The sequence below is a fragment of the Sulfuricurvum sp. genome (genome assembly GCF_028712165.1).
In the GTDB taxonomy this organism is placed as follows: Bacteria; Campylobacterota; Campylobacteria; order Campylobacterales; family Sulfurimonadaceae; genus Sulfuricurvum.
On record NZ_JAQTQR010000017.1, the window covers coordinates 1 to 21,830 of the forward strand.

28 protein-coding genes are annotated in these 21,830 nt (G+C 40.7%); 17 read left to right on the forward strand and 11 right to left on the reverse strand.

The genetic code is table 11. The features are described from left to right. The 4 genes from PHP90_RS04465 to PHP90_RS04480 all read left to right on the forward strand — a co-directional run. Positions 1-641: hypothetical protein (locus PHP90_RS04465; protein ID WP_299925899.1), on the forward strand; the 641-nt coding region annotated here is incomplete at its 5' end. Between the two features lie 50 nt (positions 642-691). After that, entirely contained in the window at positions 692-1,378 is a 687-nt protein-coding gene (locus PHP90_RS04470; protein WP_299925901.1) for an SDR family oxidoreductase, read from the forward strand. A 9-nt stretch (positions 1,379-1,387) separates the two neighbouring features. Then, positions 1,388-1,825 (forward strand): protein tyrosine phosphatase family protein, encoded by a 438-nt coding sequence (locus PHP90_RS04475; RefSeq protein WP_299925903.1) that lies wholly within the window; start codon positions 1,388-1,390, stop codon positions 1,823-1,825. Positions 1,826-1,854: 29 nt separating this feature from the next. Then, positions 1,855-2,340 carry an ATP-binding protein gene (locus tag PHP90_RS04480; protein WP_299925905.1) on the forward strand — a complete coding sequence of 162 codons (486 nt, stop codon included), beginning with the start codon at positions 1,855-1,857 and terminating at the stop codon, positions 2,338-2,340. A 94-nt stretch (positions 2,341-2,434) separates the two neighbouring features. On the opposite strand, the gene PHP90_RS04485 is transcribed toward PHP90_RS04480, so the two are convergent. The 6 genes from PHP90_RS04485 to PHP90_RS04510 form a co-directional block, all read right to left on the reverse strand. Next, positions 2,435-3,004, reverse strand: coding sequence for a hypothetical protein (locus PHP90_RS04485; RefSeq protein ID WP_299925907.1), 570 nt, complete (start codon positions 3,002-3,004; stop codon positions 2,435-2,437). Between the two features lie 84 nt (positions 3,005-3,088). Beyond that, on the reverse strand, positions 3,089-3,790 hold the full coding sequence (locus tag PHP90_RS04490) for a hypothetical protein (protein WP_299925909.1): 702 nt from the start codon (positions 3,788-3,790) through the stop codon (positions 3,089-3,091). Between the two features lie 83 nt (positions 3,791-3,873). Beyond that, on the reverse strand, positions 3,874-5,469 hold the full coding sequence (locus tag PHP90_RS04495) for a DUF4435 domain-containing protein (protein ID WP_299925911.1): 1,596 nt from the start codon (positions 5,467-5,469) through the stop codon (positions 3,874-3,876). A 159-nt stretch (positions 5,470-5,628) separates the two neighbouring features. Then, complete coding sequence (locus tag PHP90_RS04500) at positions 5,629-6,294, reverse strand: GMP synthase (protein WP_299925914.1); 666 nt, start codon at positions 6,292-6,294, stop codon at positions 5,629-5,631. A gap of 22 nt (positions 6,295-6,316) precedes the next feature. Further along, positions 6,317-7,597 carry a GNAT family N-acetyltransferase gene (locus tag PHP90_RS04505; RefSeq protein ID WP_299925915.1) on the reverse strand — a complete coding sequence of 427 codons (1,281 nt, stop codon included), beginning with the start codon at positions 7,595-7,597 and terminating at the stop codon, positions 6,317-6,319. A gap of 10 nt (positions 7,598-7,607) precedes the next feature. Further along, entirely contained in the window at positions 7,608-8,870 is a 1,263-nt protein-coding gene (locus PHP90_RS04510; RefSeq protein WP_299925917.1) for a serine hydroxymethyltransferase, read from the reverse strand. A gap of 152 nt (positions 8,871-9,022) precedes the next feature. On the opposite strand from PHP90_RS04510, the gene PHP90_RS04515 reads away from it, so the two are divergent. Beyond that, positions 9,023-9,496 carry a pyridoxamine 5'-phosphate oxidase family protein gene (locus tag PHP90_RS04515; RefSeq protein ID WP_299925919.1) on the forward strand — a complete coding sequence of 158 codons (474 nt, stop codon included), beginning with the start codon at positions 9,023-9,025 and terminating at the stop codon, positions 9,494-9,496. 41 nt (positions 9,497-9,537) lie between these two features. Further along, complete coding sequence (locus tag PHP90_RS04520) at positions 9,538-9,825, forward strand: YciI family protein (RefSeq protein ID WP_299925922.1); 288 nt, start codon at positions 9,538-9,540, stop codon at positions 9,823-9,825. 1 nt (position 9,826) lies between these two features. Here the strand turns inward: PHP90_RS04520 and PHP90_RS04525 are convergent, their stop codons facing one another. Further along, positions 9,827-10,492 (reverse strand): nitroreductase, encoded by a 666-nt coding sequence (locus PHP90_RS04525; protein WP_299925925.1) that lies wholly within the window; start codon positions 10,490-10,492, stop codon positions 9,827-9,829. An 85-nt stretch (positions 10,493-10,577) separates the two neighbouring features. Further along, positions 10,578-10,925: a helix-turn-helix domain-containing protein gene (locus PHP90_RS04530; protein ID WP_299925927.1), complete on the reverse strand. Its 348-nt coding sequence runs from the start codon at positions 10,923-10,925 to the stop codon at positions 10,578-10,580. 244 nt (positions 10,926-11,169) lie between these two features. Between PHP90_RS04530 and PHP90_RS04535 the strand changes: the two genes are divergently transcribed. Then, complete coding sequence (locus tag PHP90_RS04535; protein ID WP_299925930.1) at positions 11,170-12,027, forward strand: ankyrin repeat domain-containing protein; 858 nt, start codon at positions 11,170-11,172, stop codon at positions 12,025-12,027. Between the two features lie 128 nt (positions 12,028-12,155). Here the strand turns inward: PHP90_RS04535 and PHP90_RS04540 are convergent, their stop codons facing one another. Both PHP90_RS04540 and PHP90_RS04545 read right to left on the reverse strand, forming a co-directional pair. Next, on the reverse strand, positions 12,156-12,788 hold the full coding sequence (locus PHP90_RS04540) for a TIGR02391 family protein (RefSeq protein ID WP_299925933.1): 633 nt from the start codon (positions 12,786-12,788) through the stop codon (positions 12,156-12,158). A 56-nt stretch (positions 12,789-12,844) separates the two neighbouring features. Beyond that, a complete protein-coding gene (locus PHP90_RS04545; RefSeq protein ID WP_299925936.1) occupies positions 12,845-14,215 on the reverse strand; it encodes a PLP-dependent aminotransferase family protein in 1,371 nt (456 codons plus the stop codon). Positions 14,216-14,304: 89 nt separating this feature from the next. On the opposite strand from PHP90_RS04545, the gene PHP90_RS04550 reads away from it, so the two are divergent. The 10 genes from PHP90_RS04550 (at position 14,305) to PHP90_RS04595 (ending at position 21,098) form a co-directional block, all read left to right on the forward strand. Beyond that, the gene (locus PHP90_RS04550) at positions 14,305-14,907 is read left to right on the forward strand and encodes a pyridoxamine 5'-phosphate oxidase family protein (RefSeq protein WP_299925939.1); all 603 of its coding nucleotides are present in this window, start codon (positions 14,305-14,307) and stop codon (positions 14,905-14,907) included. Between the two features lie 16 nt (positions 14,908-14,923). Further along, the gene (locus tag PHP90_RS04555; RefSeq protein WP_299925942.1) at positions 14,924-15,679 is read left to right on the forward strand and encodes an arylamine N-acetyltransferase; all 756 of its coding nucleotides are present in this window, start codon (positions 14,924-14,926) and stop codon (positions 15,677-15,679) included. Then, positions 15,676-16,113 (forward strand): GNAT family N-acetyltransferase, encoded by a 438-nt coding sequence (locus PHP90_RS04560; protein ID WP_299925945.1) that lies wholly within the window; start codon positions 15,676-15,678, stop codon positions 16,111-16,113. The genes PHP90_RS04555 and PHP90_RS04560 overlap by 4 nt, the downstream gene beginning before the upstream one ends. 3 nt (positions 16,114-16,116) lie before the next feature. Continuing rightward, complete coding sequence (locus tag PHP90_RS04565; protein ID WP_299925948.1) at positions 16,117-16,701, forward strand: transglutaminase family protein; 585 nt, start codon at positions 16,117-16,119, stop codon at positions 16,699-16,701. Next, positions 16,698-17,168, forward strand: coding sequence for a Cys-tRNA(Pro) deacylase (gene ybaK / locus PHP90_RS04570; protein ID WP_299925951.1), 471 nt, complete (start codon positions 16,698-16,700; stop codon positions 17,166-17,168). The genes PHP90_RS04565 and ybaK overlap by 4 nt, the downstream gene beginning before the upstream one ends. Next, positions 17,156-17,893, forward strand: coding sequence for a penicillin-binding transpeptidase domain-containing protein (locus PHP90_RS04575; RefSeq protein ID WP_299925954.1), 738 nt, complete (start codon positions 17,156-17,158; stop codon positions 17,891-17,893). The genes ybaK and PHP90_RS04575 overlap by 13 nt, the downstream gene beginning before the upstream one ends. Before the next feature lie 86 nt (positions 17,894-17,979). After that, on the forward strand, positions 17,980-18,369 hold the full coding sequence (locus tag PHP90_RS04580; RefSeq protein ID WP_299925956.1) for a VOC family protein: 390 nt from the start codon (positions 17,980-17,982) through the stop codon (positions 18,367-18,369). Positions 18,370-18,386: 17 nt separating this feature from the next. Then, complete coding sequence (locus tag PHP90_RS04585; protein ID WP_299925959.1) at positions 18,387-19,004, forward strand: hypothetical protein; 618 nt, start codon at positions 18,387-18,389, stop codon at positions 19,002-19,004. A 172-nt stretch (positions 19,005-19,176) separates the two neighbouring features. Next, the gene (locus PHP90_RS04590; protein ID WP_299925962.1) at positions 19,177-20,514 is read left to right on the forward strand and encodes a diguanylate cyclase; all 1,338 of its coding nucleotides are present in this window, start codon (positions 19,177-19,179) and stop codon (positions 20,512-20,514) included. 74 nt (positions 20,515-20,588) lie between these two features. Continuing rightward, positions 20,589-21,098, forward strand: coding sequence for a cytochrome P460 family protein (locus PHP90_RS04595; RefSeq protein WP_299925964.1), 510 nt, complete (start codon positions 20,589-20,591; stop codon positions 21,096-21,098). 6 nt (positions 21,099-21,104) lie between these two features. Here the strand turns inward: PHP90_RS04595 and PHP90_RS04600 are convergent, their stop codons facing one another. Continuing rightward, positions 21,105-21,791, reverse strand: a complete 687-nt coding sequence (locus PHP90_RS04600; RefSeq protein ID WP_299925967.1) for a MerR family transcriptional regulator — start codon at positions 21,789-21,791, stop codon at positions 21,105-21,107. Positions 21,792-21,830 lie beyond the last annotated feature (39 nt).

Sequence of the window (21,830 nt, forward strand, 5' to 3'; positions counted from 1 at the left end):
GTCGTACCTTTGAGGAGTATGCGGCATTTTTTGATTTGGATGCCGAGACGATGAAAAACATGAGAGTTTTGGACTGCCCAAGCGGAGCGAGTTCATTTATATCTGAAGCCAAGAGCAAAGGGATAGCGGCACAGGGGTGCGATATTCTGTACTGTTATGATCGTGATGCATTGCGTGCACAAGGGGAAAAGAGTATCGAGAAAATCTATGCCGATACGAGCTGGATGGCGGAACATAATTTTGCGTTTTATCATTCGATAGAGAGACATAAAGAGCATAGAGTAGGGGCATTAAAAGCATTTTGTGACGATTACAATACAAAGGATTATTGGTTCGCCGAACTTCCGAAACTGCCGTATAGGGATGATAGCTTTGATTTGGTACTCAGTTCGCATCTGCTATTTGTCTATGAGGATAGACTGGATGAAGCATTTCATGAAGCGTCGATTACCGAGATGCTTCGGGTCGGGAAGGAAGTTCGTATTTTCCACCTGGTCGATTATAAAAACTCTCGAGTAGATGAAGCGGATAACCTTAGTCCGTTAGCCTATCGGATGGCCGAAAAATTCGGCGGGGAAATAGTCAAAGTCGGATTTGAGTTTCAAAAGAATGCAGGGTATATGTTGAAGATAAAACGGTAAAATGAGAAGAACATTTATATAAAATATATTTTGACGAGATAGAGGTTGAGATGAAAAAAACCGTTTTAATAACCGGCGGAAACAAAGGGATAGGATTAGAAGCGACAAAAGTTTTTGTGGCATTGGGTTATAAAGTCATTGTCGTAGCGCGGGATTTTAGCGACTTTAAAGACCATGAATCCGTACAGCAGGTCGTATTTGATTTGACACAAGTGAATAAAATACCTGCGTTCATCGACTCTTTGCCACCGATTGATATTCTGATCAATAATGCAGGTGTGATGTATTCGATCCCCTATCAGAGCTATAGCTGTGAAAAAATCGATTCGATGATGCAGTTAAATCTTTATGCTCCTATCAAACTGATCGAAGAAGTTGCCAAAAAGATGCCATTTGGCGGTCGTATTGTTAATAATGCGTCTATCGCCGGACAAATAGGACATCCCGATATTTGGTACGGGATGACCAAAGCGGCTCTCATTAATGCTACGAAGAGTTTTTCGAAAATCTTTGAGGGAAAAATTATCATCAATGCCGTAACACCCAGCCCCGTCGAAACGGATATGCTCGATGTGATACCAAAAGAACGGCAAGAAGCATTTTTAAAGTCGGTCATTACCAAACGTTTCGCTTATCCGCAAGAGATAGCCAAAACAATGGTCTGGCTTGCTACCGAATCACCTGAATATATCAATGGAAGTGTAATTGATATCAATAATGGGTCATTTCCGAGATAAAGAGAGACCATGTTAGAGAACATTTTAAATTATATGCAAATCACGGAACACATAGCTTCATCGGGACAGCCTAATGAGGCTGAATTCGCCGCAATCGCGGATGCAGGATATGACGTCATCATAAACCTCGCTATGCCAGATTCGGAAAACGTAATACCCGCAGAAGGTCATTTAGTTACTGCGAACAACATGATCTATATTCATATTCCGGTTCCGTTTGATGCGCCTGAGCTTTTTCATTTGAAGTCATTCATTAAAATTATGGAAACATTTGCTGATAAGAAAGTTTGGGTTCATTGTGTAAAAAACTACAGAGCATCAGCTTTTTTGTACCATTATTTGCGTAAATCACGAGGTCTTAGCACTACTGAGGCACAAAAAGCGATACTTCCATCATGGGAATCGAATGAAATCTGGCAACGGTTTATGAATATTGATTCTTATTAAGTTTGCGCATATAATAAAGAGAGATATGAATGAAAAATAAATTACATTTACTATGCGGAAAAATGGCTTCCGGAAAATCTACGTTATCAAAAAAGCTAGTTGTAGAATATAACGCCATAGCTTTGTGTGAAGATGAGCTTTTGGCAAAGCTTTATCCTGATGAGATCAAAACGATCCAAGATTATGTCAAATACTCAGAACGTCTAAAAGAGGCGATTAGACCCCATTTGATCGATCTATTACGAAACAATATGAATGTCGTGATTGATTTTCCGGCAAACACACAAAAGCAACGAGAGTGGTTCAAAGAAATTTTAGAAATTGCAAACGTTGATCATATTCTCCATTATATGGATAAATCCGATGATATATGTAAAATGCAGTTGCGAAAACGAAATGATGGATTACCTAAAGATGCTCCTTTGATTTCAGAGGAAGTATTTGATGCAATCACTAAATATTTTGAGCCACCTCATGAAAATGAAGGATTTAATATTATTCGATATGCGCATTAACTAGGTAAAAAATGCCCCAGATGTGAAACTCGCTGAGGAAGGTGAGCTTTAAAAAAAGTAATTGAGGTTATAGGTATCACCTGACCCCTTTATCTTAAGCTCCTGATATTTTACTTATAAAGTAACTTCTTATATTATCGAGCATATTATCATATTCTTGTTTCCTGTACCTATTATTATCAATGATATTTTTACGTTCAGCTGTTTGGCGACTTGGTATATTGGTTAGTTCACCTTTACCATGTGCAAATTCATCTAGTTGATATAAAGCTTCTTTTATTGTATTTAAATGTATATCATCAATAAACAAAGAACTTTTTTGTAAATAAAAGTTTGATTGATTGATTTGAGAACTAAAATCTCTTACTTTTTGAACTGAATAGTCAGTCCATAAATCATCCATTGATTTTTTTAAATCACATAATGACACCCAAAGCTCACCATAAATATCAAATTGTTTTTCTGAATAACGAAGTAGTACAGTTTTTACACTTGCAACTTCTATCTCATATTTTCTTTTTATTTCTTCCAACTCTTTTGCATATTGGAATTTTTCTTTTTCTAATATTCTGCTTGCCCACACTTTACCAAGCCATGTTGAGAAGCCGAAAATAATAATTGTAGCTCCACCTGCACCTGTGATAATAGCCCAAAAAATATCCATCTAATTGTGTCCTTTACTGTAACTTAACGTTTAAGATGAGCGGATTAATTACCCGCAGGGTAATTTATTGGCTCCTCTGATTTGTTAGCGAAGCCATTCTTCATCTTTGAAACCAATTTGTTTGAGCAAGAGTTTTCCTAATGAAGTGATTTCATATCCTTTGGTTTCCAATTCATTTGTGTTCCCACCTATTTTGATACTGATATTTTTCTTTAGCAATCCTAAAGTAGCCAAATGTTCCTTGTAGCTATTTTGAATAGCTTCTTTATCAATATCTTCTTTACTTCCTCCCAACGTTGGGATTACTGTTTTCAAAACATTGCTATGTAATTGCCTGAATTCTTTGTCACTATTCATTAAAGGGTTCAAATAGAATCTTAGCCAGATAATCTCTATATCATTTAGCTCTTTTAAAAGGTTTAAAAGGTGTTTGTTTTCAAGATCAGAAATATAATTATTATCCAAACTGTTTTCTATCACTGATGATATATATTTGATTCTATCATCAGATAATGCCCTTGAAGCTTGAAACATGCTTTCTTCCATAAGATCAACAAATTCCTCGCTTTTGAGCTTATTATCAAGTTGCTCTTTTTGAAATTGTTGAAGTTTTTTCTCAAGTTCAAGTACATACCTAGAAAGTCGATCAATTCTCTGATTTGGAACTATGACATCAAACATTTCTTGTATCATTGGACCAACAAAAGGGATTGGACCTGCAATTGACTTTATTGTTGATAGTGTGATGTCAGTTTTATTATTTTTTTCAATATCATTTGGTTGCATTGTTCGTCCTTCTCATTTTATAGCTAACGTTCGTCGTGAGTGACAGCTATGCTGTTCATTCCTCGTACTTGTTATGTTTTCTTTTAAGTTAATGTAGGTAAATAGCTTTGTAAAGCAGTCGTTATCTCTGTTTGCTTTGACCCTTTTAATAGCCTAACTAATAGTTTACTATACTCTCCAGTTGCAAGACCAAATATTTGAGATATTCTGTCAGGAAGAGATTTACGATTATATATTAATAGAAGTTGTTCTAAATTTCTTTCATCTATTGCAGTTTGATATAAAATTCTAGATTGTTCATATATATTGTGAATGTTAATTCTTCCCAAAGTTGTTGTAAGACCATCAGCTAAACCTTGCTCTGTATTTGCTTCTTTTGAAAAGGCGCCTAATTTATATTCAATAATCTTTTCAGCTTTTGATGAAACCTGATTATCAAACTCTGAGGTTAGTGCATTAACTAAAAAAGTAATAACTTCATCTACTTTTGCATTTGCATCAAGTTCTAAATGAAGTGAAATAATCCTAAGAATTGGCTCAATACAAAAAAGATTTTCGATTTCGGCGACAGAAATAGTATATATATTTTGAGTTTCTAGTGCTGTTATCTCTGGCTGTTCTTTATAATCACTATCAATAATCCCATATGCACTTAAATGATGTAGCGAAACATTACCTCTAAATGCTTTAGTTGCTTCTATCACCTTATCACAGCCACCTCTTGGAATAATATGAAAATCAGGGTACATTAATTGATATATTGTAGAATCTAACTTCCCATTTTCTCCCTCACAGAAAACGATATTTTTTCTATTACCTATGATTTCTAGCATCAAACTTTCAGGCAAATTTTCATCAACAGGAATATCTTCCCATATCCATTGATTATTACCGTGATATTCTTTTATCCAAATTTTGTTTGCATCGGTTCTAGATGATGCAAATTCTAAATCATGAGTAATATATATAAGTAATTTATTTTGTGTTTTAGACTCTATTTGATTCCAGAGTTTGTCCACTAATGACTTATGTAGATGTATTTCTGGTTCATCAATGATTATTACAGAGTTGTCAGGCAAACTAAGACACTGACCTATTAGATAGAGGACAACTCTTTCTCCATCACTCATTTCTTGACCGTGATACTCAGATTGTCCTACTTTTTTTGCTATTACCTTTCCATCAAGAAATGATAATTCTCGATGAGGCATTATTGAATTCCATAACTCAATGATTTCATCTATGGGAGCTTTAGGAACGTCTACATATTCTTGGCTTTCTCTAGCTTGGGCTGTGTAGTTTCTATCTCTTTCAGCTGATTTAGCAAATAACAATGAAAGAAGCTTGTCATAATCATTTAATAAAAAAGTTGCTGGTTTTTGACCCCATCTAGAGTTTGCTTTTTGCGTTATATTAGCATGCTGATCTGATCTACCAAAAATCAATTCTTTTTCTGCTTGTTCTAAATTTTTAATCTGTGCAAAGTCAGGTATACTTAATACTCTTTGTGCGCTTAGTCTATGTACCGTAATTTGACTTTGAATTAATTCTTCAAGTCGTATACTAAATCGTGTTTTTCCTGCACCGTTTGCACCAACTATAACAATGTTGTTTTCAGTATGTAATGTTTCTTGGCCTGGAGTGCCATCTTTTTTAGGTAATACAATGTTATATGCCATAGCTGTGGTTTATCCTTTATTTATATCTTTGCAACATAACTATTTATTCATACCAAAAATGTACCATTTTGCCAGAATTTTACATATCAACATATTTTTAAACATTTTACGCTATTTTTCTTAAAATAATTTCCGCAAACACGTTAACGGCAGGTTCGATTAAACTTTATTCCACCAATCCAACAGATCGAACAGCGCTTTATTGGCTGAGGGAATGTGATACGCTTCAGCTCGTATCGTATCGGCATTATCAATAAACGGAGAATCAAAATCGAGATAAGCGCTATCGGCATTTAAGAGTCCGTTCATGCTCTCTTGAGTCGTCTCAAAATGAAATTGTGTTGCGATGATACGTCCATCAGGGGTGGCGAATGCCTGATTTTTAAAGGCATCATTGGAGGCTATGCGTAGCGTCCCCTCGGGAAGATCGAATGTATCGCCGTGCCAATGAAATACGCTCATTTTAGGTGCTAGATTTAGGGTGAGCGGATGAGCTGAAATCTCGATATCGTGCCATCCTGCTTCGCGTGTCTGCGATGAATAGACGGGTGCGCCCATAGCTGATGCGATGAGCTGCGCACCTAAACAGATACCGAAGGTTTTCCCTCCCTCACAAATGCGTCGGCGTAAGAACTCGATCTCGTTTTGGATGAAATCCAGATCATCGTACGCACTCATCGACCCGCCCAATACGATCAAAAGATCATCTGCTTCCAACGGTTCATTTTCCCAACATCGGATGATACGGTAAGGGATGTTTCGCATACGTGCCCACTCGCCGATTGCCGCTTCGTTTTCAAAAGGTACATGCTGCCAAATAGTCATAATTACTCCTGTAGTGTTTGTGTTAGAGTTGTATCCGAAAAGGGATCATCGCCGATTTTTCAAATCCCATCCCTTCGTAAAACCGATGAGCCGATAGATTGTCCGAATCGGTCAGGAGGGTTATTCGTCGTATCCCTTTTTCTTTACTGCATGTCAGAACGTATTCGAGCAGGGCAGAACCGATATCCTCTCCGCGATGTTTCTCATCGATGACCATATCTTCGAGCAGGGCGACTTTCTCCCCTAATGCCGTCGAGACGGTGTATAAAAGATTCACCATCCCCACAATCTCATCCTCTTTAGATACAACGTATATCTCTCCGATAGTCTCATCCTCAATGATTTTTTTCAATCCTCTCACCTGATTTGCTTCATTAGGAGTAAACTCGATCTCTTTCGAAAAGAGTTGATGCAACAGCCCGCAAAGGCTCGGTATATCTTTGATGGTTGCCGTGCGGTAGGTGATAGGGCTTTCTTTGGATGCCGATTCGTAGGCGATGAGGATCTTTTTTCGCTCAATCCCCCATCGATAGCCGCTCATAGCACCGCTTTTGGCGATGACGCGATGGCAGGGGATGAGATAGCCGATGTGATTCTCTCCGATGGCGTTGGCGACCGCACGCACGGCTTTAGGTTTGTCGATGAAATTCGCGACATCCTGATAGGTCGTTATACCGCCGTTAGGGAGATTGATAAGCGCTTTCCAGACATTGATCTGTAGGTTCGTTCCCTTGACCAAGAGATTGTATTTTTTGTTTTTGATGAAAATATTTTCCAGATAGGTACGGGCTTTTAGATCATCATGTACCAGATTGGCATTTTCCCACAGCTCACAAAACCGTTTATAGATCGACTCTTTGTTGTTGTCGATAAATCCCAGATAACAGACCCCTTTGTCGGTATAGGCGATCAATGCTTCACCGAAAGGGGTGAGTCCGAAACCGTAGGTGATGGTGACGTCTTTCCCTTTTTCGCGCCACTCTTTTGGGGTGACCCCTATGAGATTGACAAACAGTTCGTGCAGTCTGCTGGAACTGGATAACCCGATATCCAGAGTGCTGTCTAGCAGAGATTTGGACTCTTTGATATGCTCTTTGGCGTAGTTCAGCGTCACGGAGTGAAGAAATTGTTTGGGCGTTACACCGACATACTCTTTAAACACTCGCATAAAATGGTATTTGCTCATCCCTATGTTTCGAGCTATTTCATCGATGGAGGGCTGTTCTTTGAAATGGGTGTCGATATAGGTAATGGCTTTGGCAATAAGCTGATAATTCTGATTTAATATCTCGATATCTTGCATACGATCACCTTTAATAGGTTGCATTATTATAGACTTTAAAACCCTTTAAAAGAGTTTTGAGTTCCTCTTTTATCTGTGCATGAAGAGCAGTATTGTTGATGTCGTCTAAAACATCGCAGATTTTATGCGCGATAAGGTTAAACTCTTTTTCCTTCATCCCCAGTGTGCTCAACGCGGCAGAGCCTAGGCGTATACCTGAGGTGGACGAAGCGGGGCGGGGGTCGGATGGAATCGAATTTTTGTTGACTGTGATACCGGCATTTTCCAATGCCACACTTGCGTCTTCCCCGGAAAAATCTTTGTTAAGCAGTGATACGAGTACAAGATGATTATCGGTTCCGCCGCTGATGAGTTCATAACCCCGCTGGATCAATACATTGGCTAAAACGTTTGCATTGGCTTTGACTGCTTTGGCATACTCCTTCCATGAGGGGTGCAAAACTTCTCCAAATGCCACCGCTTTCGCAGCAATGACGTGTACCAAAGGTCCCCCTTGTATTCCGGGGAAGATGGCGCTGTCGATTTTTCTGGCGATCTCTTCGTTGTTCGTCATAATGATACCGCCGCGAGGGCCTCTGAGCGTTTTGTGGGTTGTGGAGGTGACGACATCAGCGTAGGGGAACGGGCTCATGTGTTCTCCCGCCGCGACCAATCCGGCGATATGGGCGATATCGGCAAACAAAATCGCTCCGACGACATCGGCGATTTCTCGAAACCAGGCAAAATCAATTTCACGGGCATAGGCAGAAGCTCCGCACACGATAATTTTGGGTTGAACAATCTTTGCGATTTCCATGACATTATCATAATCGATACGACCGTTAGACGCTACACCGTAAGTAAAGGAGTGATAGTTTTTCCCCGAAAAGTTAGGTTTGGCACCGTGGGTTAGATGTCCTCCGTGGCGTAAATCCATCCCCAATATTTTATCTCCGGCATTCAATAGTGCTGCATAGACGGCTCCGTTTGCCTGACTGCCCGAATGGGGCTGTACGTTCGCAAAGCGACAGTCGAAGATTTGGCATAATCGATCTTTTGCCAGTTGTTCTATCTGATCGGCAAATTGACATCCGCCGTAGTATCGTTTGTTCGGATACCCCTCTGCGTATTTGTTGGTAAAAATACTCCCCATCGCTTCCATAACAGCAGGTGAGGTAAAGTTCTCACTCGCGATCATCTCCAGATGTGTTGACTGTCGGTCGAACTCATTTTCTATAATGGCGAAAACTTCCGAATCCGCAACCGATAAACTCTCTTCACGTATAAAACTCATCGCGTCCCTTTTTTGAATGGTTCGTCAAAGTTTATCTCTCTGAGTAGATCTTGGCAATCCAAATCTTGCTGAAATAGAGGGAAAATCGAGCAATTTTTGGATTGTTTTTGATTGCTTTTTGAACTAAAATTCACCAAAAAAAAGGATTGAGGATGAGACACAGAACCAAGACCCATCTGTTGACACAAGAGCAGATAGAAGCGTTGTTTAAAAGAGCCGAAGTCGGGAGAATAGCGACGTTAAATAAAGACGGTTACCCCTATGTTTTACCGATGCACTTTGTATACGATAATACTAAAATATACTTGCACGGTTTACCTAAAGGGCAAAAAATAGACAATATAAAGGCAAATCCAAAAGTATGTTTTGAGATTGATGAAATGATTTCATTAATCAGCGAGGGTATCGAAGAACCTTGTGATGTTAACACCGAGTTTAATAGCATTATCCTTTATGGAACTGCAAGTATTGTGGATGATCTTGATGAAAAGAGAGCGGCATTATCCAAGATTGTAGAGAAATTCACACCGCATCTGATGGAAAAAGAGTTACCTGTTCCTATGATTAACGGAACGGCAGTCATAAGAATCGATATTGTAGAATGTATAGGCCGATATTATAAATGAGTATGAATTTTGCAGATTGACTAAGATAATGAGGAACAACAATGTTTATTATTTCACTCACCTACATCAAGCTTCTCGAAGACGTTGATCAATATCTGACAGATCACGTGGATTATCTCAAAGAACAGTATAGATTAGGTAATTTCCTCGCATCAGGGCGCAAAGTTCCCCGCACCGGAGGGTTGATTTTGGCACGTGGTGCTTCTCGCGAAGAGATTGAGACGATTATTACCCTCGATCCGTTTCACGCTCACGGAGTCGCTGAGTATGAGATAACAGAGTTTAGTCCGACGATGACGATAGAAGAATTAGCGTTTTTAAGAGAATGAGTCAATCATAAAATTGTGTAAACTCTTCTAAAACGATACGCTCGGTGCGGTAGCTATTGATAATTGCACTTGTGTCTTCATAACCCAGTGCCATTCCACAAAGGAGAATTTGCTCTTCTCCGATATTCAACTCTTTTCTGACGATATCCGGATATTCGGCTAATGCAGCTTGTGTACAGCTTCCCAAACCTAATTGTGCAGCCGATAGCATCACAGATTGTAAAAACATCCCATAATCCAGCCAAGAGCCTTTTTCCAAAGACGCGTCAATAAAAAAATACAGTACGACGGGTGCGTCGAAAGCTCTGTAGTTGGCTTTCCATTGCTCTTGCTGCTTTTCTTTGTCTTCTTTTGCAATCTTTAGGGTTTGATACATCAAAAGACCCGTTTCTTTTCGTCTGCTTTTATAGGGTTCATTCCATTCAAGCGGATAGTATCGGTAATCCATATTCGGTTTTATGCCCGATTCGAATGCATCGATGATTTTGGTTTCGATCTCGCTTTTTGCTTTACCGCTGACAACGCAAACTTTCCACGGCTGCATGTTCACGCCGGATGGGGCATGTTTGGCAGTATTCAAAATCATTTCGATTTTTTCTTTTTCGACGGCTTTGTTCACAAAAGCTCTAACGGATTTACGGGATTTTAACGCTTCTAATACGTTCATTGCATTGGCTCAGATGAAAAGGCAATAGTGACTTCATTGATCTGAATAATCGGTTGAATATCCGTATAGTTAATGTTAAACATATTTATTCCTCGTTTATAGTTTGTCCGAAAGTTTTGGCATAGTGCTGAGACCATGCGACGACTTCATCAATGACGGGTTTGAGCTGTTGTCCATGAGCACTAAGTGTGTATTCGACCCTCGGAGGGACTTCAGCAAATACTTCGCGTTTGATCAGATGCAGTTCTTCGAGTTGCTTGAGTTTTGAGGATAACGTTTTATTGGTAATCGGTTGCAAATAGTTTGACAATTCTTTAAAACGCATCGAGCCGTTGCTGAGATACCAGATAATCATCAGTTTAAGCCGATCATCGAACATCTCGAAAAATATTTCTGCTGAGAATTGGTAAGTGTTGCCATTTAGTTTTATCATGCCGAAACTTTAACTAAGAGTTTCTTTATTTATCATTAGTATATTTTAGTAAACTATAGTAATATTCCCCGCATTGGAAGGGTGATTTCGTCTCGCTTCCAAGCTCCAGCTTGGGAGTGTATATATTAGTCTGCATTCCCAACAAGGACGTTGAACGAGGGAAAATTTGCTAATAAGTAAATAATCGTGTATAATTATAAATATTTAAATTAACTAAAAAATATATTATTATGTGAGATATAGTATGGGTAAAGAAAATTCAATTATTGATATACAAGATAAACTTATTTATATTTTAACTTCTATCGTGGGTTTAATAGCTCTTTCATTGTTATTGTGGGAAATCCTTCCAATTTCATTGGATTATGATTTTTTTTTTAAAAGATATGTAAATCAGTTTTATTTAAAATATTTTGTCATTGCTCTTCCATATATAGGATTGTTAATATCTTTACTAATGGTATTTAAGAAAAAAAAAGTTTTATGGTTATTTTTATTTTCTATATTTAGTATAATTTATCCTTTTCGTATGCCATTCATCCAATATATAAACCAAAATTTTCATCTAAATATTGCAGAAAAACCTCAAGATGATTCAACACCGTTATTTAGAGCTGTAGAAATGAATCAGACTAATGAAGTTGTGTCATTGTTGGAGCATGGTGCAAATCCGAATGAAACCTTCACATATCATCCTGAAGTTATTTATTCGGCTATTCGTAATAATAATGTAGAAATGGTAAAGCAGTTATTGAAATATGGAGCTAAAATTAATAGATACGATCCATTATCTGCTACTCCTTTGCATCTTGCTGTTATTCAGAATAATATTGAAATTGTAAAACTTCTTCTTGATAATCACGCAACTGTTAATGCTAAAACAATATACGATAACAGTGGAAAAGGACCTGCTTTTGAAACTTATAAGGATGCAGGTAAAACGCCATTACATTTAGCAGTTCAAAGTAATAATTTTGAAATCGTCAAACTCCTTTTGGAAAATGGTGCAAACCTGAATATTACTGATAATGATAATATAAATGCTTTTGGATATGCAAAAACTGAGGAAATGAAAACAACACTTAAGCAGTTTATACATTGATATTTAAGATAACTAATTTCTCCTTATTTCCGCAAACGTCTTGTCTCGCTTCCAAGCTCCAGCTTGGGAGTGTATATGCTAGTCTACATTCCCAATGAGCACTTTATGTTCTCATTCACTTTTTTAATTTAACAAGATGTTTCCGAAATTTCGGCATCTTCAATAATCTTTAATAAATCGCTAGCAACAGCTATTCTATCAAACGCAGCTACAAAATCCAATTCAATATCGCGATGTGAACTTGAGTTTCGATAAAAACTAAATGCTCCTGTAATGTAATTAAGCAAAGCACTTCTTTCTGATTTTGGTAGTTTATGATTCGTTAGAATACCATCATCAGGATTGAAAGCTTTTTTTAATAATCGTTCACCAAACATGTCAGAGGATGTCCCGATTTTTTCCCGTGTAATGACTTCAATTGCTTTGAATGCTTGCATAACTGCACTATCAAACTCGCCACTTTGTAAAAGTGAGAAGCACTTTTTAACAATTAAAGGATGTATGTAACTTTCTGGCATTACAGCATATTTTTCTATAACCTTGCGAAACTCATGTTCAGGAATTCTAAAACCAGTTTTAGTTGGAAAAAATTGTTCTTCTCCTTCCTCATCATAACCACGTTGAAATTGTCTAATATCTATATGAGTAGTTGGACTCGCTTTGTATTTTATACGTGAAAATCTAACTGACTTATAGCCAGAACTAGTTTCACCAATTACTTTTTGGAATTCAATTTTTGCTTCTATTTCTGTGTTTGCCATTCTTTTTATTTCTTCGCAGTAACGTATTTTTGAGAGAGGTATAGAATTGATAGATTCTACAGCATTTTTCTTAAAATTATCTCCGCAAACGCTCTAACCGCAGGTTCGATCTCCTCCATCTCGAAACCCCCGAATCCCATCCGTATGGCATCCCATTCTCCCCCTGAGTAATCCTTGGCAAAATAGAGTTTGATTCCCGATTCTTCGGCTTTTTGTCGCAATAGATCGAGATCGATGTTTGATGTGAAGCGGATATTGATCGAGAGACCGCCCCCTTCACTAACGATAGTGATCGCATCGCCTAGATATTTGATAAGGGATTGTTTCATCAGGTCGTGTTTTTTACGGTTTAGGTTTCGTACCCGTCGCAGATGACGTTCCCAATGACCCTCATTCATGAATAGCTCCAGCGTCTTCTGGGTCATGAGGCTGACACGCGAAAAGGTGCCGTGAAAGGAGCGGTATCGATCCATCAGATGACGAGGGAGTACGATGTATCCGACACGTAGAGCAGGGGAGAGGGCTTTAGCAAAGGTACCGAGGTAGATGACCCGCTCATTATTATCGAGTCCTTGGAGTGAGGGGATCGGGCGGGAGCGGTAGGTGAGTTCGCTGTCGTAGTCGTCTTCGATGATGTAGCCCTCATTCTCCTTTGCCCAGTTGAGAAGCCGTAGACGGTTGGCGACGGGCATTGCCGCACCTGTGGGGTATTGGTGGGAGGGGGTGATGTAGACGATGCGGGCATCGGAGGCACTCAGTTCATCAATTTTTAAACCGTTTTCATCGACTCCGATAGGGGTGATGTCGTAGTGATGGTGGGTGAAAACTTTTCGGGCGATATGGTAGCCTGGATGCTCGATGGCAAAATGGGGGTGCGTCGGGCGGAGAATATCGGCGATCATCCCCATCGCATCGATAAATGCCCCCGTAACAATAATCTCTGATGCGTCGCACCGCACGCCTCGCAGTTCGGTGAGATAACGCGCGATTTCGGTACGTAGTCCAAATTCCCCTTGCGGATTGGGATACACCCCCATATCGAGGGTTTTATCGATGGCACGGTTAAACAGCCGCTTCCAGAGTTTGAGCGGAAACACTTCTTTGGAGAGGCGGACGGGGTAAAAGTTGTAGCGGTAGGTGATGGGGGGTGTGTCGGCTGACTCTATCGCCGCAGCGTCACCCAGCGCAATAAAATCGGCATCCGCGACGTAATAGCCGCTTTTGGGACGGCTTTCGATGTACCCTTCGGCGTAGAGCTGATTGTAGGCCGATTCGACGGTGTTTTTACTGATGCGGTACTCTTGGGAGATTTTGCGGATCGAGGGGAGTTTGCTCCCGATGGCAAGGGTAGTCGTGATGTCGTGTTTGAGTGCTTCATAGAGCTGGATGTGCAGAGGAGTTTCGGATGTCGCGTCGAGGAGATACATAAACTGACCTCATAAATTTTAAATATTTTGTCACTTGTGAAGAGTGCAGATTGGCGATATAGTATCATAAACTTTTTGAGGAAAGCGATATGAGACGATCAGAATTTGAGGTCACCGACCCGAAAGCCATCGAATCGGTGTTGAGCGAATGCGAGTACGGGGTATTGTCACTTGTGAGCCGTGGTGAGCCTTACGGTGTTGCGGTTAACTTCGCGTATCGTGAGGGGGTCGTGTACTTTCACGGCAGCATCGAAGGGCGTAAAGTCGAAGCGATAGGGGATCGCGCGAAAGTGGCATTCTTGGTCGTAAAACCTTATGCCTATATCCCCTCGTATTTCAGCGATACGAGCGCGGCATATCCCGCGACGCAGTTTTTTACCTCGGTACATATCAGCGGTGAAGCGATACGGGTGAGCGATGAACGAGAAAAAGCGTTCGGATTGACGGCCCTGATGGAGAAAATGCAGCCAGAGGGGAAATATGACCCCATAGATGCGGCGAACCCGATTTATACCAAGATGATGGAGCTAACGGGGGTCTATAAAATCGTACCGAATGTAATGACACTCAAAGTCAAAGCAGGGCAAAATTTACCGAAAGAGCGGTACGATACCCTACTCAAACACATAGAAGAGCGAAACGGCTCTGTCGATAGCGCAACACTTCAGTTGATGCACAGTGTACGCTCATAATAGAGGAGGACAATATATGAAATCTACCAATTTTAATCTCACCGACTACCTCTCCCGCATCGGCTATGAGGGGGAAGTGCGTGCCGATGTCACGACATTGACCGCTCTGATGCAACGACAGCTGAGCACCATCGTGTTCGAAAATACCGAGGTGCAGGCAGGGCGCATCCCATCATTAGTTCCCGAAGATATCGTGAAAAAAGTGATTGTGAATCGTCGAGGCGGGTACTGCTACGAGATCAACGGTGTGTTTGCGATGGCGCTCACTGCCATCGGTTTCGAGTGGTATTTCGCGGGCGCGCGCTCGATGCTCTATCCGACACGCCGTCCCAAAACCCATATGGTTCTGATCGTCCGTGTCGACGGATGCGATTATCTCTGTGATACGGGGTTCGGGGGGTATGCTCTGCGCGCACCGATGGTGATCGAAGAGAGCGAAGTCGTACAGGATGGGGATCGTTTCCGGCTGGAAATACTAGGTAGCGAGTACGTGCTCGGCGCGATGGTGCAGGGGGAGTGGCAGCGTCTGTACGGCTTTGCATTGCAACCGCAGGAGTGGATCGAGTTTAGCCTAGCGAATTATTTTAATGCTACAAGCTCCGATACGATTTTCACGCAGAAAAAAATTGCGATCATGCAGACACCGCAAGGGCGTAAAATCCTTGTGGACAATGAGCTGAAGCTAATCGAGGACGGGAAGCTCGAAAAACTGGATGTCGAGTATGCGAGCGCACTCAAAGAGTATTTTGGATTGGAGTTATTTACGGTATGAATACGTTGCCTTTGACATGGAAATATGACAGTGCAAATGTTGACTGGAATGAGCTTGCAAATCTTTATAAAATCACTCCGCTTGGAGATAAAAATCCCGATGAACTAAGCATTGCTTTCGCTAACAGTATGTATAAATGCTTCATTTATGATGGCGAAAAATTGGTTGGTGTAGGTCGTGCTTTAGCGGACGGAGCAGATGTATCTTATATCTGTGATGTGGCTATTCATCCTGAGTATCAACGACGTGGCATCGGTAAGCAGATTGTTAATAAACTGCTCGGATTTTCACAAGGGTACAATAAAATATTGCTTTTTACCAGTGCAGGAAAAGAACCGTTTTATAGCAAATTCGGATTTGATAAAATGACTACGGCGATGGCAATTTTCAAAAATCGGGAGAGATTTTTGGAGTTGGGATTGATAGAGGAATAACGGATGCAAGAGTTTTTAGAAGCTACCGACATTATTGATTTTGATCACCCTGCAGTAGCGGCAAAAGCTCGTGAACTAGCCGAAGGGTACGCAAACGACACAGAGATCGTGCGGCGGTGTTTCGAATTCGTCCGCGACGAGATACGTCACACGGGCGATGCGGGTGAGGGGATTACTACACTGCGAGCCAGCGAAGTACTCGAGCATCAAACGGGCTGGTGCTATGCCAAGAGCATTTTGCTCGCGGCACTGCTACGTGCGAACGGCATCCCGACGGCGTTATGCTATCAGCGGCTTAGCTGCGGCGAGTACAGAGAGGGGATATACTGCCTCCACGGATTGAATGCCGTTTATCTCGAACCATACGGTTGGTATCGCATCGATGCGCGCGGTAATAAAGCAGGGGTGGACGCACAGTTTGAGCCTCCGCATGAGAAACTGGCATTTGAATTGGGTGAGAATGAATACGATTTGCCTGAGCGGTATTCCGAGCCTCTTCCTGTCGTCGTCGAAGCGCTCAAAACCCGTAAAAATTACAGCGAGATGATCGGTCATTTTCCCGATATTGATGGAGAATTCTCGTCATGACTCCCGCCATCAATATCGCTAAAAAAGCAAAAATCGCTTTTGAAATCCATTCGTATACGCACGATCCCTCAAACCAGTCGTACGGGCTGGAAGCTTCAGAGAAGTTGGGACTTGCGCCGGAGAAAGTGTTTAAAACGCTCATCGTGACAGTTGATACCAGAGAGCTGGTTGTGGCTATTATCCCCGTCTCCTCCATGCTGTCGATGAAACAAATCGCCAAAGCCGCAGGGGGCAAAAAGGCGGAGATGGCGAATGCGTCCGATGTGGAACGCTCAACCGGCTATATTTTAGGGGGAGTGAGCCCGATAGGGCAGAAAAAACGGCTCAAAACGTTTATTGACGCTTCGGCGGAAGATTTTGCGACGATCTTTGTGAGTGCAGGGCGTAGAGGATTGGAGATTGAATTGTCTCCGCAAGATTTGGCGACATTAACAGACGGGAAGATGGTAGCGATATGCGCAGAATAATACGAGTATTTGCAATTTTATGGATTTCAATAGCATCGAATTTCGCTTCTGAACCCGATTTCGGAAAATTTGACGGTACGGCGGTTATCATCGATCTCAATACTTCAGCGAAAACCATCTATGGCACTCATGCCGATGAGCGGGTAAACCCCTGCTCGACATTTAAAATCCTCAATTCCATGATTGCTCTCGATAGCGGTGCGGTGCGCGATGAAAATGAGACACTCAAATGGGACGGAGTCGTGCGGAGATATCCTCTGTGGAATCAAGATCATTCGATGAGATCGGCGATTTCGGTATCGGCAGTATGGTTTTATCAGGAGTTGGCGCGGCGTGTAGGATCAGAGCGGATGGCACGGATGGTTGCTCAGGCTCATTACGGAAACGCTGATACTAGCCGCACCCTCACCGATTTTTGGCTGGGCGGGGGAAGTCTTTTAGTCTCTGCGAATGAAGAGGCGGAATTTGTCCGTTTATGGATGCATGAAGAGCTTCCATTTAGTACTCGTGCTATGCGGACGGTTAAAGAGATACTGATCCTCGAAAAAAAATCTGATTTTACTTTCGGAGGCAAAACGGGAAGTTGCGGCGGGATAGGATGGTTTGTCGGTTTTGTCGAAAAAGGGGACGATACCAAAGCATTTGCCTTTGAGATCCGCGGCGAAGGTGCCAGCGGAGCAGAAGCGAAAAAAATCGCATCAGAATATTACTTGGAAGAACACTGACTATCAGATTGGATAGTGCCATAATTACCTTTGTATTGATAAAACACTGATATGATATTCGACAACAAAAAAAGAGAGGTATGACTATGAATCCATTTACAACACACGGTGCATTTAGCTGGTTTGAACTGTTAACCGATGATGTTGAAGGGGCGAAAAAGTTTTACGGAGACGTTTTTGGCTGGGAATTTAAAAAAGCCGATAATGTCGATTTTGACTACCAAGTGGTATCGCTTGAGGGGCAAGAGATGGCCGGAATAATGGATATGAAACATATCGGTGATGAAAAAATACCGCCGCATTGGGGTAATTACATCACTGTTTCGGATATCAATGCAACATTGCAAAAAGCAAAAGATCTGGGGGCGACTATCATCGTAGAGATCACACCGATACCGAAAGTAGGCGATTTCGCTGTTATTAAAGACCCGCAAGGTGCGATCATATCGATGATAGAATATAAGATGTCTTGTTAAAAATACAAAGAATTGCGATGAATCTGCAAAAACTCAAAGAGGCTGAGGCCAATTTTTTAGCTTTTTACCCAAAAGGGTTCGAAGACGAAGCCCTGCTTCCCATCATCAAACGGCACAATACCGAGGGGATAGGCAAAAGCGTGCGGGAGTTGTTCGCACCGGATAGGTTTTCGCGTATGGAAGAAATTTGCGAGAGTTTTGCCAAGATCGTTTCCAAATCCTCTCTGATATCGCTTTTTGAAAAGCCCAAAGTCAGAGATATGGTGAAGCAGATGAACATGGAACAGCAAGATATGTTCGCCATAGGATTATATGAACTTTTACACGGCAATCAAGAGAAAGGGTTTGCAATCCTCGTCGATGTATTGTCGATCTACAAACTCGCGAAATGGTCGATTGTGACACTGATCCCTTATTACTATGCACGAGAGAAAGCATTTTTTATCAAACCGACTACGACCAAGGATATCCTAAAGTTTTTCGAGATCGAGGGGATTATGTACAAACCCCGTCCGACATACGAGTTTTATGAGAGATACACGAAGGTACTCGAAGAGATGAAATCGCAGGTGAGTCCGATGATCGGTGCAGATAATGCCGGATTTACCGGATTTTTGATGATGACGATGAAATAGGAATATTTATTGTCAAAATGTAACATATAGTTACAAGAAAAACAGACAACTTTTCATTCTTACACACATAGCTTAATTTTTTTGATAAAATATATTTATATTAATATCTTTTGTTTTGTATTATTACTTATTATGTACTTAACATGATAACACGCAGTGAAGGAGTGGAAGTATGGGAAAAGATAAAGATATTTTACAAAATAATTTTACGGGCATCCACTCTTTTGATAATACAAATACCAAATCAATCCTTGATAAATCGGAACCAATACAAATCGAAGAACAGCTTCAATTAGCTGATTTGGCTTTGAATATTATCACGGATGCCATCTATCTGTTCAACGACAAACGAGAAATTAGATATGTTAATAAAGCCGCCTGTGATGCACTTGGTTATTCCAAAGAGGAATTGATCGGTAAAACTTCTTTTGATATTGATCCGGTGATTACGGCAGATGAGGTGCAAAACATTGTAGAGACAATTAGGTCCAATAATGTAAAGTATTTTGAAACAAAACATAAACGAAAAGATGGTTCGATTTTCAGCGTAGAAATTACCACTTATCCCTATATGAACGGTCGTTATGCTTTGCATGTCGTCAAAGACGTAACAGAGCGAAAAAAAACCGAAGAGAAATTAAAACTTCTTGCCAGTGTCTTTACGAGTGCAAAAGAGGGGATCGTCATCACAGATACAAAAGGAATAATAGTCGAAGCGAATGAAGCGTATAGCCTTATCACAGGTTATCCAAACGATGAGATTATAGGGCAAAATGCGGGATTTTTAAAATCGGATAAACACGATAAAGCATTTTATAAAAATATGTGGAATGAACTCATTCAAAACAAATATTGGATCGGGGAGATTTGGAACCGAAGAAAAAATGGAGAAATTTTTGTAGAGAGATTGACGATCTCGGCTATTAGCGATTCAGAAGGAAAAACTTCAAGCTATGTTGGATTGATGAGTGATATAACGACAGGGAAAGATTATGAATCTACGTTGGAGCGAATGGCGTTTTACGACTCTTTGACGGGATTGCCGAACCGGTTGCTGTTTGCTGAGAGAATCAATCAAGCCATGATGATTTCAAAACGTTTGAATACTATGATGGCAATTTGTTATGTGGATTTAGATGAGTTTAAACCCGTTAACGACGGCTTCGGACATAGTGTCGGCGATAACTTATTGCTTGAAATTGCGAATCGGATGCAAACCCATGTAAGAGAAAGCGATACGATAGCAAGAATAGGCGGAGATGAGTTTGCCATCTTACTTATTAATATTAAAGGTATTGACGAGTGCGAAACAATCATTGCTAAAATCTTGGATAGTATTAATGAACCGTTTATCCTTCCGAATAACGAAAAAGTCAATGTAACTGCCAGTATCGGAGTTACTTTGTATCCGCATGACAATGTGCCTTCTGATATATTGCTTCGACATGCGGATCAGGCTATGTATTTGGCAAAAGAAAGCGGTAAAAACCAATACGTTTTTCACAGTTAATCTTTAAGCAAAAATGATTGTTTTGTCATTTATGAAAGAAGAGTAAGATTGTACCTATTATTATAGGAGCTCTCATGTTACAACGTATCCTTGCATTTTCTACAGCTTTCCTTTTTGTCTCCTCACTCTCAGCTGCATCGCTTCCGGATATCAAGATGCCGGATACCGGATTGCCTTTTAAGATGATCGATGGATATCAGGATTATAAAATCGTTGCGACACACTGGCGTATCGATAAGCATGAATTACGGTATGTGTTAGCTAATCCGATTGCCTATGATGCTATCAAAGCAAAAAAACTCCCGATGCCCGAGGGGAGTAAAATGGTTAAAATCGGCTGGAGTGTCAAACCTATGAAAGCCTATTCGGATGCACTCGAAGCAGATAAAATTCAGCGGATCGAGTTTATGGTCAAAGATTCAAAACATTTTAATCAAAACGGTGATCACTGGGGCTATGCACGATTTGTTAAAAATGCAGACAGCTATGTACCGTATCCGAAAGGTTCAGCCGAATGTGTTGCTTGCCATGCCTCAGTCTCTCAGAATGATTACCTGTTCTCATCGTTTCAAGAAACGTTTTAAGTAGTTTTACTCTTTTTTTCCCCGGATTTCTTCTTGGAGAACCTCTACTAATCCTTTGTGGGTATAGCGGCTGAAAAGATACGATTTGGCATTAAAGAGCGTTTCAAACATGATTTTCCAAAGGGTCGAAAAATTTTCATCGGTGCGTCTTTTGCAGAGTTGTTTTTGCAACTGGCACTCTAAATCAGCCATTACTTTTGCCTGATCGACATATGTTTTGAGCAGCGTGTAATCAAGACCTATTTCGATGTAGTCTTCAATCAGGCGGATAATGGACGCTTCTTTATCCGTGAAATCATCTTTGTTTGTCGGAACCAGGATGTTATCGTTAAGCAATTGTTCCAACAAAGCAGGTTCTACGTCGAAATAATCGATAAATTCTTCTTTGGTGTAATGCTTTGCAGTGGAGGGGATACCGCTCAGTGTCTCCATGAGCGGAGCCAGCATCGAAAAAGAGCTCGCCATCGATTGATTTTTATTTTGCAAGATCCCTTTGATCTGTTCGATGGAACTCCCCATCTCCTGCTGCATGTATTTGATGTATTTGATCAGTTCAACATGCTCTTCACTATAGCGGTGAACATTGGATTTGAGCTTTTGGGCTTCGGGAAGCAGCCCCTCTTTGATGTAGTATAAAATCGTGGATTTCGGAACATGGGTGAGTTCTACGAGTTCTGAAATTTTATAATCCATGATTTTCCTTGATTAATACGAATGTAAGAATTATACCCT

Bases quoted from the DNA above. Each gene is read 5' to 3' on its own strand.
- PHP90_RS04560 (WP_299925945.1), top strand. From the start codon at position 15,676: ATGAATACGTTGCCTTTGACATGGAAATATGACAGTGCAAATGTTGAC.
- PHP90_RS04490 (WP_299925909.1), bottom strand. From the start codon at position 3,790: ATGCAACCAAATGATATTGAAAAAAATAATAAAACTGACATCACACTA.
- PHP90_RS04520 (WP_299925922.1), top strand. From the start codon at position 9,538: ATGTTTATTATTTCACTCACCTACATCAAGCTTCTCGAAGACGTTGAT.
- PHP90_RS04550 (WP_299925939.1), top strand. From the start codon at position 14,305: ATGAGACGATCAGAATTTGAGGTCACCGACCCGAAAGCCATCGAATCG.
- PHP90_RS04545 (WP_299925936.1), bottom strand. From the start codon at position 14,215: ATGTATCTCCTCGACGCGACATCCGAAACTCCTCTGCACATCCAGCTC.
- ybaK (WP_299925951.1), top strand. From the start codon at position 16,698: ATGACTCCCGCCATCAATATCGCTAAAAAAGCAAAAATCGCTTTTGAA.
- PHP90_RS04485 (WP_299925907.1), bottom strand. From the start codon at position 3,004: ATGGATATTTTTTGGGCTATTATCACAGGTGCAGGTGGAGCTACAATT.
- PHP90_RS04500 (WP_299925914.1), bottom strand. From the start codon at position 6,294: ATGACTATTTGGCAGCATGTACCTTTTGAAAACGAAGCGGCAATCGGC.
- PHP90_RS04470 (WP_299925901.1), top strand. From the start codon at position 692: ATGAAAAAAACCGTTTTAATAACCGGCGGAAACAAAGGGATAGGATTA.
- PHP90_RS04530 (WP_299925927.1), bottom strand. From the start codon at position 10,925: ATGATAAAACTAAATGGCAACACTTACCAATTCTCAGCAGAAATATTT.
- PHP90_RS04525 (WP_299925925.1), bottom strand. From the start codon at position 10,492: ATGAACGTATTAGAAGCGTTAAAATCCCGTAAATCCGTTAGAGCTTTT.
- PHP90_RS04505 (WP_299925915.1), bottom strand. From the start codon at position 7,597: ATGCAAGATATCGAGATATTAAATCAGAATTATCAGCTTATTGCCAAA.
- PHP90_RS04595 (WP_299925964.1), top strand. From the start codon at position 20,589: ATGTTACAACGTATCCTTGCATTTTCTACAGCTTTCCTTTTTGTCTCC.
- PHP90_RS04590 (WP_299925962.1), top strand. From the start codon at position 19,177: ATGGGAAAAGATAAAGATATTTTACAAAATAATTTTACGGGCATCCAC.
- PHP90_RS04480 (WP_299925905.1), top strand. From the start codon at position 1,855: ATGAAAAATAAATTACATTTACTATGCGGAAAAATGGCTTCCGGAAAA.
- PHP90_RS04535 (WP_299925930.1), top strand. From the start codon at position 11,170: ATGGGTAAAGAAAATTCAATTATTGATATACAAGATAAACTTATTTAT.
- PHP90_RS04495 (WP_299925911.1), bottom strand. From the start codon at position 5,469: ATGGCATATAACATTGTATTACCTAAAAAAGATGGCACTCCAGGCCAA.
- PHP90_RS04565 (WP_299925948.1), top strand. From the start codon at position 16,117: ATGCAAGAGTTTTTAGAAGCTACCGACATTATTGATTTTGATCACCCT.
- PHP90_RS04575 (WP_299925954.1), top strand. From the start codon at position 17,156: ATGCGCAGAATAATACGAGTATTTGCAATTTTATGGATTTCAATAGCA.
- PHP90_RS04580 (WP_299925956.1), top strand. From the start codon at position 17,980: ATGAATCCATTTACAACACACGGTGCATTTAGCTGGTTTGAACTGTTA.
- PHP90_RS04515 (WP_299925919.1), top strand. From the start codon at position 9,023: ATGAGACACAGAACCAAGACCCATCTGTTGACACAAGAGCAGATAGAA.
- PHP90_RS04540 (WP_299925933.1), bottom strand. From the start codon at position 12,788: ATGGCAAACACAGAAATAGAAGCAAAAATTGAATTCCAAAAAGTAATT.
- PHP90_RS04600 (WP_299925967.1), bottom strand. From the start codon at position 21,791: ATGGATTATAAAATTTCAGAACTCGTAGAACTCACCCATGTTCCGAAA.
- PHP90_RS04510 (WP_299925917.1), bottom strand. From the start codon at position 8,870: ATGAGTTTTATACGTGAAGAGAGTTTATCGGTTGCGGATTCGGAAGTT.
- PHP90_RS04475 (WP_299925903.1), top strand. From the start codon at position 1,388: ATGTTAGAGAACATTTTAAATTATATGCAAATCACGGAACACATAGCT.
- PHP90_RS04585 (WP_299925959.1), top strand. From the start codon at position 18,387: ATGAATCTGCAAAAACTCAAAGAGGCTGAGGCCAATTTTTTAGCTTTT.
- PHP90_RS04555 (WP_299925942.1), top strand. From the start codon at position 14,924: ATGAAATCTACCAATTTTAATCTCACCGACTACCTCTCCCGCATCGGC.